Raw genomic sequence first — 12,953 nt, 5'->3', positions numbered from 1 at the left:
ATTCCGAACTCAGAAGTGAAACGCAGCATCGCCGATGGTAGTGTGGGGCTTCCCCATGTGAGAGTAGGTCATCGTCAAGCTCTTATTCTAAACCCCCGCCAGCTCAGCTGACGGGGGTTTTTCTTTGCCGGTAAGAAAGTTTCGCGGTGCTGAACAGCATGCTGCCTTCAGTCTTAGTCTGAAAAATAACGCGCCAGATAAACTCACAGCGCAGCAAAGACCCTGCACAACCACCTATTCACACTCTCGTAGTCCTTCCGTTTATGGTCGTTCGGTTTACTGACGAAATAGAATCCCGCCCTGCACTCCAGCGGTTGATCGGCAAGCGCCTGTAAGCACCCTGAACGCAGCTCATGCGCTGAGATCGGTAAGATGGCAAGTGCAACTCCCAGGCCCGCTCTGGCAGCGCACAGGCTGGCTTCGAATACGGCGCTAGCCCGAGGGCCAATATTTTTAGTAATCACATTTTTCAATATGAGGTCGAAGGCTTCTTTCTTATTGGCTGGAATTTTTGAAGAGATGTTGCAGGGGTCGTAGCTTCGCTCAAGCAAGGGAGCAAGGTCTGTACTTTAGTACACGAATTCGGAGGGGAGGCACGACTTTTTCAATAAAACAAAACAACGGTCTTATTTATTTGTGTAAAGGGTACGAACGTACTTCTAATATTGATTGATGCTTTTCTGTCACGCTGTAACCTAAGTTAACAAATTATAAAAAACATAAACAAGCGATCACCACGGTTACTCTCCACCTGTATTACATTCATTAATACAAACATTCTCCGTGGCCGATTTGTTGTACCAAGGTGCCAAGTGATAAAAATAATCCTCACGCTTGTCTTTATAATACCGATGCCTGCAGCAGTACTGGCTGCAATGCACCCCATGACCGATGAAGAGCTGGGTATTCAGACAGGCCAGGCTTTTTTTCAAATAGACCGTGATACATCCGGTTCGGTTGACTTTACGAAGTTCACCTTCGGAATGGATGTCGATATTTCCATGAATGCTGATCTGGTGGAGCTAGGTCGTTACGACAGGGCAGGTGAAGCCGCAGGTAGTAGTGATATCCGAATCAATGATTTTGCGCTTGGAAGTGTTAATAGTAATGGCACTCTGAATCCATTCCATATCACAGATCCTTTCTTTGAACTGGCATTCGAGGATGTGAATGGAAAGGAGGAGCTGGTAGGGATACGTCTGGGTTTTGGATCTGCTTTAGGGAAACTCAGTGGAAATATTGAGTATCTTACTGGGAATATTGAGGTAAAAGTTGCAGGTACCGCTGCTCCGATTATCGATCAGGCGGACGCAGGTCAGCGATTTCTTTTATGGGTTGCAGGCGTCAATGATAGTACCGAATTAGAAGCCGGAGCCGAGCTTGTTACGGCTTCTGGTAATCCTGATGCTGTGCGCGCCCAGTGGATTGGTGTGAAAAATGGTGACACCCTTGGATGTCCATCGGGTGGTGGTAATTGTAGTGGTTGGACAGGAGGATTATTGAGCTTATTCTCCTCCAACAACTGTGCGGTGCTGGGTATTGCGACATGTTTCCCTCTTGGTAACTTTCGAACCCTTGATATTGGATCGGGTAGCAATCCGGCATCCGGAATGTTTATTTCATTTCAGACAAAGTCAATCAGCTGGATTGATAATGGTGTTGGAACCCCCACAGTTTCTGGTGCTTTTATGAACATCCCAAATGGTGGTATTACGGTCGACTTCGAACAATCCTTTAATGGTATTGAACGTATTCGTACCAAATTTCTGGATCCTTACTATGACTAAGAATCTTCGCTATGGAATGTTAAGCGCAGCTCTTTTATCTGTGGTTGTTCAGGTCAAAGCAGAACTTATCGGCTTGGATGATCAGGAGTTGGGAGCTGTTGATGGCGAGGGTATCGGCTTTATTCTTGAGGATTTCGCTTTTGAAGCTGGTACTGATGTAGCCAATGGTAACAGACTGGATATCAGTGGTATTAAGAACAAAGATGGTCAGGATGTCGTCCTGAGTGTTTCTCAGTTTTATGTTGCAGGTGCTGGCAGTAATCGCGGTGCTAATGTGATTGGCAATCCGGTTAATCTTGGTCGCTTACTGTACCCTTATAATCTTGAACTGGTTGACGGCGATAATATTGGTATTGCGGATAAGGCTGTTTTTGAATATAGCGCCCCAGAGCGTAATGTCGGATCTGTATCTGGTACGGATAGTATGCTTGTTCTGGCGACAGAAAGCAGGACAGAAAGGCGCTTCCCTAATCAGCAACAATCAACCGGCCAGCGTGTTGATCGTGTTACCGGTATTGATACCTCTGTATTGAATAGCAGGGCCGCAGAGCGTGCTGATTTCGGCATTCGGTATGACTTAGAAGTTGCTGGTGCGCGAGCCCAATCTCTTGAAGGGCATGCTGAAGGTTTCGCTATTGATGGCAGCTATATTCGCCTCTGGGGTGAAAATAACGAGATGGTCGGCAATATTGCGCTGAAAGCTTTTGCCAGTGAGCTGACATTTTATGCCTGTGATTCCGCAGGTAATAATTGTGGTCAAGATGTGCGCTTTCAGAATTTTGTCCTTGAAAATGAACTGGGTTGGGGGGAGAAGCAACCAGTAACTTTTGAGGTCGATTCCAGTGGTAACTTCACCATTGAAGTGGGACGTCTTAACAGTGCCTGTGCTGATCTGAATTCTTCTGGTGGCTGTTCATTAGGCAGCGCTGGATATGCTGATTTCTATAATAATGGCCCGCGTGCCGATATTCATATTGGTAACCTGTCTGTTGGAAATTCAGATTTTGGCAGTGCTACTATCTCTAATATGCAGATTCAGTATCTGCGAGCAACGAGCAGGGATTTATGATGAAAAAATTATTGATCATAATCGCTGCAATGTTTTCGGGTAATGTTCTTGCATTGGAGCCTTTAAGTTCAGAAGACTTAAGTGCGGTGTCTGGTCAGGGCGGCGTGTATCTCTCCGGTGACATTACGATTAATGAAAACGGTGGTCCACTGAACGTTGATGGTCCGTCGGCAAATGGCTATAACTGGCAGACCAGCTGTACAACAGCTTCGACAGATAAGCGTTGTGGTGGGCGAATCGCGGTTAACTCTGGTACCGGTGGTGGCTGGCTGGTGCTGGACAACATTCGTGGACGTTTTTCGTTTGAGGGGTTGACGCTCAGAACCCGAAAAATCGATTCCGACTTTGACGGCGATGGTGCGGCCTTTAATAGTGATGTTTTTGAAATCGGTTTACCCAACAACCTGAATTATGAGAGTGCCTCATTCACCATTGCTAACAGTAACAGTGCCCGCCCGACGGATACGGGTTTTATGCAAACCGATATCATGACGGTCAATATCAACGGCAAAGCCAATTTGCAGGGAAATCTTCTGATTTTTCCAACCGGGGCGCCCTGATGAAAAAAATAATAATAAGTACTTTGGCGGTAGCGCCTTCGCTGTTAAATGCTGGCCTGGTTCCGATGGCAGATCAGGAGCTGCAGACGGTTAATGCTCAGGCGGGGATTACTCTGGAAACTTCCAGTCATCTGACAGTTGGTGATATTACCTATACTGAAGATTCTAACAGGTTACAGCTTCAGAACATTGAACGTGGCAGTCAGGCTGATATTTCTCTGCCGTCTTCAAGCAAGCAGGTTATTGATGTTCTGGCAGATGGGTCGTTGCAGATAAACAGTGAAGTTTATCCAAGCTCGCTGGCTATTGGTGCGATCCGTATCAATGACTCGGCAGCGAGTTTTGGTCAGTTTCGTCTGAATTACAGCGGTACGAATATTATCAAGGTTGGTGCAAGCAGCTCGCTTGATAACTTTCTTGAGGGGAGCTTCCAGACATCGATCAGTGATGCAGAGCTTATCTGGACAACCAATGGTAGTTCGGTGAGTTTCGATGATATCGGCTACAACGCCAATATTACCCGCCTGGCTATTGGTGAAGCTGTTGATGGCTCCCGGACAGGACTGAATTTTGATCTGGATGAATTTAGTTACTCCTTCTCTACTGGCGGCGTGAAGTTAGGTGGCGTTTCGTTGGGAACTCTGGCTGGACAGTTAGCCTTGTCCGGGGATGCTCAGATTTTTGCCGGAGGCCGACAGGGCTCGGAAGGTATCAGTCTTAATGCATCGTTAAGTATTCTGGATGACCCAACCAACTATGTGCGCTTTACCGATGATGGTAATTCACTCTTTATGGGTAACTTCAGCGGTGCACTGAACGTTAGCAATCTTACTTTTGACGTAATGTCCGATCATCTGCTGCTGGGCTATGACCAGTTGGATGGTTCATTTAATGCGAATAAAATTCTGATTGGAGACAGTACGAATCCTGTTGGTGCGATTCAGCTGGATTTTCTGTTTAAAGATGGCAACGGCTATAGCAACCGTATGGCTTTCTATCCGGGCATCCGTCAGCCCGCATTTATTAATTTGCCTGTGGCGATCCGGCCTTATGCAACTGGTTTTTATTCCGGGCTGAATGGTACCAGCGACGGTCTGTCAGCAGCGGTTGAATGGAACCTGGCAAACGCGGAAGCTGCCTATATTGATAATGGACGTATGGTTGTTGTCAGTGGTATCGAAAGCTATGGGCGTGGTGACCTGACGCTGGATGTGCGCTCATTCGATCACGATAACAATGCCGGAACGGCAGACAAAACAGCGATTGCCATGGGCATGAACCGCGTTCAGGGCAGTTACAGTATTGATGGCTTGCGTGTCGGTAATAAAACGGCCCCGATTCAGGGGGGGGCTGAATTGCTGCTGTCGCTGGAAGTATTCCAGGCAATGGATTTCAATCTGGATGGTTATACATTGATCACTGCAGGAGGCGTAAGCGGTGGCGGTATTCAGATTGATGGCGACTATTTGTTCAGTGATACCAACATTGGTTTATCCATTGATGAAAACGGTAATGGCGTCTGGGCCACCGGGGTGAATTACGACATGCACTTGCGTGGTATTCAGGTAGATGTCAGCAATACAGGTCTCAGTGTAAACCGCACTGAGCAGTGGAGTACTATGAATGTGGATAACATGCGCTGGGGCGATAAAAATACCGGTCGTAGCCTCGGCCGTATTCAGCTGGAACGTTTTGAAAAAGGCTCATCTCTGACCATTAATCCGGGCGGTTCTGGTGCTGTCTGTGTGGGCGCCAGTGGTGATGCATCAAGCTGTGCTGCAAATGGCGGTCGTTGGGAAGACCGTGGTAATGAAGGGATGACGGTTGCATTAAAAGCGGCTTTTGCGCCAGAAGGTCCGACCAGTGATGGCTCGATAGCCCGCAACCGTCTGACCTGGGAGAACAATCGTGATCTGGATGGCAGCGGTAATCCTATTAATGGTACAGGAACGCAGATTATTTTTGATTCTTACAGTACCAGTGATGGTCTGGGCGTTTCTGACACCAACGATTACGGTTTTCAGGCCAACCTGAAAATTGATGTCTATGAAACCAAAGTGGCGAAGAAATTTACCGGTGTTGACGATAATGGCGTGGTGGGTAATCAGGGTGATGAACTGATTTACGATGACGCCAGTCGCACTACGTATACCTACGTTGCAAATCCGACAACGGCTCAGCTGGCACTGCGTCCACAGGGTTTCGCGGTGCAGGGGAACGTGTCCTTTAAAGATTTGCAGGTTGATCAGGTGCAGCTGAAGCATCCGGATATTGCTCTGCCACAAACGGTATTCTCCGGTATCGTGATGCAGAATCTGAACATGACTACCAACCTCACGGCGACGCCTATCCGCTGATCCTCTTTCATGTCGCTGCTGCCAATGAGGCTGTTCGGGCGTATACTATGCGCTCGATTCATTGGCAGCGGAGTAGCACATGAGCCAGCAAGACCGTTTGGTCATTTTTGACACCACTATGCGTGACGGCGAGCAAAGCCCGGGCGCGTCCATGACCAAGGAAGAAAAGGTCCGCATCGGTAAGGCGCTGGAGAAAATGCGCGTCGATGTGATCGAGGCTGGTTTTGCTGCCGCTTCTCCTGGTGACTTTGCTGCGATTCAGGCCGTTGCCGAAGCCGTACGTGAAAGCACCATCTGCAGTCTGGCCCGTGCCGTTGACCGCGATCTGGAACATGCAGCTGAAGCACTGAAAAAAGCCGAGCGTGCACGTATCCACACCTTTATTGCTACTTCGCCAATTCATATGCAGTACAAACTGCGTATGCAGCCGGATCAGGTGGTTGAGCAGGCGATTTATGCGGTGAAGAAAGCCCGCGGTTTTGTTGAAGATGTTGAGTTTTCCTGCGAAGACGCCGGCCGCTCTGAGAATGATTTCCTGTGCCGTATTATCGAAGCTGCGATTAACGCCGGTGCGCGCACTATTAATATTCCGGATACTGTAGGCTATGCCATTCCGGAAGAGTTTGGGCATAAGATCAAAACCCTGCTGACCCGTATTCCTAATTCCGACAAGGCTATTTTTTCGGTGCATTGCCATAATGACCTTGGTCTGGCGGTGGCTAACTCGCTGGCCGCTGTGGCCAATGGTGCGCGTCAGGTTGAATGTACTATCAATGGTCTGGGCGAACGCGCCGGTAACGCTGCACTGGAAGAGATTGTGATGGCGACCCGTACCCGTCAGGATCTGTTCAACATCAGCACCAATATCGATACCACACACATCGTACCGACTTCACGTCTGGTGTCGTCGATTACCGGTTTCCCGGTTCAGCCGAACAAAGCCATCGTTGGTGCTAACGCCTTTGCGCATGAGTCCGGTATTCACCAGGACGGCGTGCTCAAGCACCGTGAAACCTACGAAATCATGAAGGCCGAAGATGTGGGTTGGGGCGCCAACAAAATGGTGATGGGCAAGCACTCAGGCCGTGCGGCGTTCCGCAGCCGTCTGGAAGAGCTGGGCGTAACTTTTGATACCGATGCCGCACTGAATGAAGCCTTTGCCCGTTTCAAAGATCTGGCCGATAAAAAGCATGAGATTTTCGATGAAGACCTGCAGGCACTGGTGACTGAAACCATCAGCAACTCTGCCCCTGAAGCTTACAAACTGGTGGCACTGGAATGCCATTCCGCCATCGGTGAAACCCCGGTTGCGGAAGTGGTGGTCAGTCATAATGGTACAGAGCAACGCTCTAAAGCCAACGGCAGTGGCCCGGTCGATGCTGCACTGAAAGCGATTGAAGGCGTCGCCAATTCCGGCGCCAACCTGCTGCTGTATTCCGTAAATGCTATCACCCAGGGAACCGATTCCCAGGGGGAAGTAACTGTGCGTCTGGAGAAGGGTGGCCGTATTGTGAATGGCAGTGGTGCCGACACTGATATCGTTGTGGCATCAGCCAAAGCCTATATACACGCCCTGAATCTGTTGCTGACCGGTGCAGAACGTCAGCATCCTCAGTCCGACGGCGTATAACCAGTGCGTGAGCAGCAGCGGCTCGATTATTTGCAGGCAATGGGCATCGTACAGTGGATGCCACGCCAGCCGCTGCCCGGCGTACCGGCCCCGCGCTGGTTGCCGGAAGATGCTCATGCTGCGGCGCCTCGTCCGGCACTGACGTCTGAAGGTGGTGGCCATATTGCTCACCCGATGGCAGCTCAGCTGCTGCATGAGGCCGCCGCGCAGCCTGTTGCCAAAGAGCCTGCTGTGCAAAGCAAACTTGCCGACACTCCGGCTGTGGCTATTTCTGACGTTGCTTCTGAATCTGTTGCTGACGTTGCCGCTGCTGCAACGACTGACCTGATGCCACCGCGTTTTGAGCTGCATTTTCTGCGGGTATCGGCTGCGGGAGTCTGGGTCTGTGATGATGTTGCTCAGGCTGAACGTCTGGCGGCTTTTGCTTACCGGGTAATGTCTGCCTTGCAATCACCGGCCGGTTTATTACAGGCGCCCTTATGCTTCCGCTGGCCGTTTATTGAATCTGCCCATGATGATCAGAGCCGGCCTGTCGCATTGCAGGCGCTGTCGGCGCAATGGCAATTCCTGCGCGATCAGGGCGTGCGCTATGCCGTGGCTTTTGGTCAGGACAGCGATCATTGGCTGCAACAGGTTCAGGCGCCACTGTTATTCCGCGCGGCCTGCCTTTCTGATGTGATGCAAAACGCTCAATATAAGCGTCAGCTCTGGCAGGCCCTGCTGACTCAGACCGAGTTATAACACCATGCATGTCCGTCCAGCGGTTGACGCCGATTTTTCTGCGGTTTATCAGATAGAACAGCAGGCTCATTTTCACGCCTGGCCGGAAAGCGTATTACGCCGCTATTTTTCCCGTGAACATTGCGTCTGGGTGTTGGAAAACAACAACCAGGTTATTGCCTATGCGGTGATTACGCTGGTGGCTGGTGAGTCTGAATTACTGATGATCGCCGTTGACCCGAAGCAACAGGGGCGGGGCGCTGGTCGTGTGCTGATGAATGCACTGCATGATTTTTTGCAGGAGCAGCAGGCCGAACAATGGTTTCTGGAAGTTAGGGAAAGTAATCACAAAGCGATTGCCCTGTACGAGTCTATGGGCTTTTGTCAGGCCGGTTGCCGGCGCAATTATTATCCGACCGCCTCTGGTCATGAAGATGCCCTGCTTTATTGTCTGGAGCTGCAGGCATGATTGACTCCGGCCTCCTGCCTGAAATGGCACTCTGGTGGTCGGCCATTCTCTCTGTTCTTTTACTAATTCCTGCACTGCTCAGTTATAACTGGCAGGCGTTACTTACCCTGCGCGGTGCGCAGCATTTCTTTTTCGGCAGTGTGGTCGTATTGGCTTTGTTGTGGAATATGCAGGCGGGTATATTGCCAGGGCTGAGTTTTCACTTAATGGGGGTTACTGCGATTACACTGATGATGGGCTGGCGTCTGGCATTGCTGTCGGTACTGCTGGTACAGGTTATTCTGGTGCTGGTAGGAAAACTCTGGTGGGCGGCTTTGCCATATCAGTTCTTATTGGCCGGTGCGTTACCGGTATTATTCAGCTACGGTTTTTATCTGCTGGTTTATCGCCGTCTTGCTCACAATCCTTTCATTTATATTCTGGTGGCGGGATTTTTAAATGCCGGTTTAACCCATGGATTTTCCGACTTTTTACAGGCTCTCAGTTTGTGGCTACTGGATGTCCATCCGGTGGAATTAATCTGGCGTGATTATTTACGCTACCTGCCGATGATGATGTTTCCCGAAGGTGTGGTAAACGGCATGTTTATCACCGGTATGGTGGTTTACCACAGCCGCTGGCTGAGCACCTTCGACGAAGATTCGTACTTTAACCACTGAAAACACCGGCCACTGACAGGACTGTGCTATTCAGCGCGGCGCGTATTTCTGCAGCTTCCGTTGCAGGGTACGGCGATGCATGTTCAGCACTCTGGCGGTTGCCGAAATATTCCCCTGTTGTTCGTTTAACACGCGCTGGATGTGTTCCCACTCCAGCCGTTCTACCGACATAACGCTGCTGTTATCCGGCATTGGTTCCTGGGGCTGGCCTGAATCGTCAAAGGCTGCGATTAATTCCTGCAGGGTGGCGGGTTTGTGCAGATAATTATGTGCGCCCAGTTTTACAGCTTCGACCGCTGTCGGAATGCTGGCATAGCCGGTCAGCATCACGATGCGGCAGTCGGGATGTTGCTGCTTCAGGCGGCCGATCAGCCCCAGGCCGGATTCCTGCTCCAGCCGCAGGTCGAGGGTAACCCACTGCGGCTGGAGATCCTGTGCGGCCTGCAGGGCTTCATCGCCGCTGGCGGCAACGGCCGTCTGATGACCCTGGCGCTCGAGACTGCGTGCCAGGACCTGACTGAAATGCAGGTCATCATCAATAATCAGAATGCGTTTATTCACTGGGTTATCCATGCTGGTGGCTCAGGGGCAGGGTGATGCGGCACAGGCTGGCGCCGTTGCTTTGTGCGATCAGGTGAACTGAACCGCCGAATTGCTCAACACTAGCATTGCTCAGGTAAAGGCCGATGCCCATTCCGTGTTCTTTCTGGCTGTGGAACAGGCTTTGCTGATGAATGTTCCCGGCAGCTTTGGGGTCGGGCTGCAGAATATTCAGATACCACTGGCCATTCTGCACTGCGCTGTGCAGGTGCACCGGCTGCTGGCCGGCCTCGGCGGCATTATCCAGCAGGTTGAGCAGCGCCTGATCAAGCAGAGGGGAGGATGGAATCTCGGCCTCACAGGCGATGCCATTATCGACCCAGAGTGCATTCGGATGACTCAGCCGCCAGCGGTGCAGCAGGCTGCTGAGCCAGACGTGTGCCTGATGATGACCAACCTGATGAGCGGTGCGCCCGGCATTGGCCAGCTGCTGCAGAGACTGGCGGCAAACGCCAACCTGCTCGCGCAGGATATGCAGATCGTGTTTGCTCAGCGGGTGGTCGGGTTGCTGGGCGATGTCGTCGAGAATCATATGCATGGTCATCAGCGGCGTACCCATTTCGTGGGCGGTGCCGGCGGCGAGGGTAGCAATGCCGATCAGCTGCTCATTTTTCAGTTGCTGTTCGCGCAGTTGCTGAATTTCCTGCTGTTGCTGCTGGGAAGATTTGAGCAGCAGCGGGATAAAGGTTACGACGATCAGAGCGCTGATAACAAAGGTCAGCCACATGCCGGCCAGATGCAGATCAAATAAGCTGTGACCCGGCAGACCATGAACATGATTACTGAGCAGCGGCTGATACCACTGAGTCAGCAGGCTGTAATCGGCAATGCAGAGCACAGTGATCAGCAGCGAATAGCTGATTGGCAGGCTGTAGGCACTGACGACCAGCAATACCAGAAAGTAGGAAATAAAAGGGTTGGTGGCTCCGCCGGTAAAAAACAGCAGGCCGGCGAGCAGTTGGCACTCAAAGGCCAGATGTAAAAGCAGATGCCAGTCCTGAATATTGCGGCGATATCCCTGCCAGCCACTGATTGCTAACAGTGGCAGATAAAGGGCGAGCAACGCCCAGGCGATATCCAGACCGGCAAAGCCCTGCCATTGCAGATAAAGCAGAAACATCAGCCAGATACTGGCGATGGATAAGCGCAGCAGAGCGAGGCGTTGCAACAGCAGGTTCAGTTTATGAGTCATGGCTGCATTATAGCGTCAGTGCCGTACTACGGCAGCAACAAGCAGCGCCTGGGAGTGTCACGTAAACACGATTCTTGATGCAGAGCAGGAATCACCGGCAGGTTGTCTGCACCGGGCCGGATACAGGAATCGTCTGGTCAAGAGGCGAGGCTTTGCATATCATTGCGCCCCTCAGACCGGGTTGCGGCAAGCGTCCGGATATCTCCTGAATCCAGCGCTATGCTGGCAGGCCAGGCTCAGAAGAAGATCGCAAGCGATGTCGAAATCCCCATTTGAACTGGAAGTCGGTAAACGCCGTACTTTCGGTATTATTTCGCACCCCGATGCGGGTAAAACCACCATCACCGAAAAGCTGTTGCTGTTCGGTAATGCCATTCAGTTGGCCGGTACGGTAAAAGGTAAGAAAACCGGCCGTATGGCGACCTCCGACTGGATGCAGATGGAGCAGGACCGTGGTATTTCCATTACCACCTCGGTAATGCAGTTTCCGTACAACGGCCGCATGGTTAACCTGCTGGATACACCGGGTCACGAAGACTTCTCGGAGGATACCTACCGCACCCTGACCGCAGTCGATTCCGTACTGATGGTTATCGACGGCGCCAAAGGTGTAGAAGACCGGACCATCAAGCTGATGGAAGTCTGTCGCCTGCGTGACACGCCGATCTTCACCTTTATCAACAAAATGGACCGTGAAGTCCGCGACCATATTGAAGTTCTGGACGAAATTGAAACCATCCTGAAAATCAAATGCGCCCCCGTTACCTGGCCAATTGGCATGGGTAAGGCATTTAAAGGGGTGTACAACCTGATCACCGACACGATTCATGTGTTTACGCCGGGTCAGGGCAGTGTGGTGCCGGATGATATTCAGATTCAGGGGCTGGAGTCCGCTGAAGCAGAAGCCTTGCTGGGCGCTGATTTAGTCGCCGAGCTGGTGGATGAAATTGAACTGGTGCGCGGCGCCAGCTATGAGTTTGATCTGGACGAATATCTGCGCGGTGAAATGACTCCGGTATTCTTCGGTACGGCACTGGCCAACTTTGGTGTGCGTGAACTGCTCAACTACTTCGTTGAATGGGCACCGGCGCCATTAGCCCGTGAGACTGATAAGGGGCCGGTTGCTCCGGCCGATGATAAGTTCACCGGCTTTATCTTTAAGATTCAGGCCAATATGGATCCGAAGCACCGTGACCGTATTGCCTTTATGCGTATCTGCTCTGGCACCTACAGCAAGGGCATGAAGATGAAGCACGTACGCATTGGCAAAGATGTGAAAATCGCCGATGCCGTAACCTTCCTTGCCGGTGACCGTTCGGCGGTGGAAGAGGCTATTTCCGGCGATATTATCGGTCTGCATAACCATGGCACCATCCAGATTGGTGATACCTTCACCTTTGGTGACGATATGCAGTTCACCGGTATTCCGCATTTTGCTCCGGAACTGTTTAAGCGTGTGCGCCTGAAAGATCCGCTGAAAATGAAGCAATTGCAGAAAGGTCTGCAGCAGCTGTCCGAAGAGGGTGCGACCCAGCTGTTTATGCCGCTGAATAATAACGACCTGATTCTGGGGGCGGTGGGTGTGCTGCAGTTTGATGTGGTACAGCAGCGTCTGCGTGATGAATACAAGGTGGAATGTATTTACGAGCCGGTCAGTGTCAGCACGGCGCGCTGGGTGTACTGCAGCGACAGTAAAATGCTGGAAGACTTTAAGCGTAAGGGCGGTGAAAACCTGGCCATCGATGGTGGCGGTTACCTCACTTATATTGCTCCTACCCGGGTGAATCTGAGTCTGACTCAGGAGCGCTGGCCGGATATCGATTTCCGTGCGACACGCGAACACTGAAGCTGAACACAAAGCCCGCATTATGCGGGCTTTTTGTTGGCTGTTTCCGGTGTGTCCACGTGAT

General features: G+C 51.3%; 11 protein-coding genes and 1 rRNA gene. 10 read left to right on the top strand and 2 right to left on the bottom strand.

Annotated features, from left to right (window positions below):
* The 9 genes from rrf to LGT44_RS12905 all read left to right on the top strand — a co-directional run.
* Window positions 1–80, top strand: a 5S ribosomal RNA gene (gene rrf / locus LGT44_RS20340); the annotation flags it as partial.
* Window positions 81–884: 804 nt separating this feature from the next.
* Complete coding sequence (locus LGT44_RS12940) at window positions 885–1,787, top strand: hypothetical protein (protein ID WP_230332539.1); 903 nt, start codon at window positions 885–887, stop codon at window positions 1,785–1,787.
* A complete protein-coding gene (locus LGT44_RS12935; protein WP_230332540.1) occupies window positions 1,780–2,856 on the top strand; it encodes a hypothetical protein in 1,077 nt (358 codons plus the stop codon). Before LGT44_RS12940 ends, LGT44_RS12935 begins: the two co-directional genes overlap by 8 nt.
* Window positions 2,853–3,416, top strand: coding sequence for a hypothetical protein (locus tag LGT44_RS12930; RefSeq protein WP_230332541.1), 564 nt, complete (start codon window positions 2,853–2,855; stop codon window positions 3,414–3,416). The genes LGT44_RS12935 and LGT44_RS12930 overlap by 4 nt, the downstream gene beginning before the upstream one ends.
* A complete protein-coding gene (locus LGT44_RS12925; protein ID WP_230332542.1) occupies window positions 3,416–5,773 on the top strand; it encodes a DUF6160 family protein in 2,358 nt (785 codons plus the stop codon). Before LGT44_RS12930 ends, LGT44_RS12925 begins: the two co-directional genes overlap by 1 nt.
* 79 nt (window positions 5,774–5,852) lie before the next feature.
* Entirely contained in the window at window positions 5,853–7,403 is a 1,551-nt protein-coding gene (locus tag LGT44_RS12920; protein WP_230332543.1) for a 2-isopropylmalate synthase, read from the top strand.
* Window positions 7,404–7,406: 3 nt separating this feature from the next.
* Window positions 7,407–8,144 (top strand): hypothetical protein, encoded by a 738-nt coding sequence (locus LGT44_RS12915; RefSeq protein WP_230332544.1) that lies wholly within the window; start codon window positions 7,407–7,409, stop codon window positions 8,142–8,144.
* A 4-nt stretch (window positions 8,145–8,148) separates the two neighbouring features.
* The gene (gene rimI, locus LGT44_RS12910) at window positions 8,149–8,592 is read left to right on the top strand and encodes a ribosomal protein S18-alanine N-acetyltransferase (RefSeq protein ID WP_230332545.1); all 444 of its coding nucleotides are present in this window, start codon (window positions 8,149–8,151) and stop codon (window positions 8,590–8,592) included.
* Entirely contained in the window at window positions 8,589–9,251 is a 663-nt protein-coding gene (locus tag LGT44_RS12905; protein ID WP_230332546.1) for an energy-coupling factor ABC transporter permease, read from the top strand. The genes rimI and LGT44_RS12905 overlap by 4 nt, the downstream gene beginning before the upstream one ends.
* A gap of 30 nt (window positions 9,252–9,281) precedes the next feature.
* Here the strand turns inward: LGT44_RS12905 and LGT44_RS12900 are convergent, their stop codons facing one another.
* The gene (locus LGT44_RS12900; RefSeq protein ID WP_408033930.1) at window positions 9,282–9,812 is read right to left on the bottom strand and encodes a response regulator transcription factor; all 531 of its coding nucleotides are present in this window, start codon (window positions 9,810–9,812) and stop codon (window positions 9,282–9,284) included.
* A gap of 4 nt (window positions 9,813–9,816) precedes the next feature.
* Entirely contained in the window at window positions 9,817–11,043 is a 1,227-nt protein-coding gene (locus LGT44_RS12895; protein WP_145471064.1) for an ATP-binding protein, read from the bottom strand.
* Window positions 11,044–11,299: 256 nt separating this feature from the next.
* Between LGT44_RS12895 and LGT44_RS12890 the strand changes: the two genes are divergently transcribed.
* Window positions 11,300–12,889, top strand: a complete 1,590-nt coding sequence (locus LGT44_RS12890; protein WP_145471063.1) for a peptide chain release factor 3 — start codon at window positions 11,300–11,302, stop codon at window positions 12,887–12,889.
* Window positions 12,890–12,953: the final 64 nt, after the last annotated feature.

Origin of the sequence: Thalassolituus alkanivorans, from assembly GCF_020447205.1 — a bacterium.
GTDB lineage: Bacteria > Pseudomonadota > Gammaproteobacteria > Pseudomonadales > Oceanobacteraceae > Venatoribacter > Venatoribacter alkanivorans.
This window is presented reverse-complemented; position numbering and strand designations above follow the sequence as displayed.

What these genes read in the sequence shown, in the direction of transcription:
- LGT44_RS12935 (WP_230332540.1), top strand. Translation starts at nt 1,780, where the DNA reads ATGACTAAGAATCTTCGCTATGGAATGTTAAGCGCAGCTCTTTTATCT.
- LGT44_RS12940 (WP_230332539.1), top strand. Translation starts at nt 885, where the DNA reads ATGACCGATGAAGAGCTGGGTATTCAGACAGGCCAGGCTTTTTTTCAA.
- LGT44_RS12890 (WP_145471063.1), top strand. Translation starts at nt 11,300, where the DNA reads ATGTCGAAATCCCCATTTGAACTGGAAGTCGGTAAACGCCGTACTTTC.
- rimI (WP_230332545.1), top strand. Translation starts at nt 8,149, where the DNA reads ATGCATGTCCGTCCAGCGGTTGACGCCGATTTTTCTGCGGTTTATCAG.
- LGT44_RS12925 (WP_230332542.1), top strand. Translation starts at nt 3,416, where the DNA reads ATGAAAAAAATAATAATAAGTACTTTGGCGGTAGCGCCTTCGCTGTTA.
- LGT44_RS12895 (WP_145471064.1), bottom strand. Translation starts at nt 11,043, where the DNA reads ATGACTCATAAACTGAACCTGCTGTTGCAACGCCTCGCTCTGCTGCGC.
- LGT44_RS12920 (WP_230332543.1), top strand. Translation starts at nt 5,853, where the DNA reads ATGAGCCAGCAAGACCGTTTGGTCATTTTTGACACCACTATGCGTGAC.
- LGT44_RS12905 (WP_230332546.1), top strand. Translation starts at nt 8,589, where the DNA reads ATGATTGACTCCGGCCTCCTGCCTGAAATGGCACTCTGGTGGTCGGCC.
- LGT44_RS12930 (WP_230332541.1), top strand. Translation starts at nt 2,853, where the DNA reads ATGATGAAAAAATTATTGATCATAATCGCTGCAATGTTTTCGGGTAAT.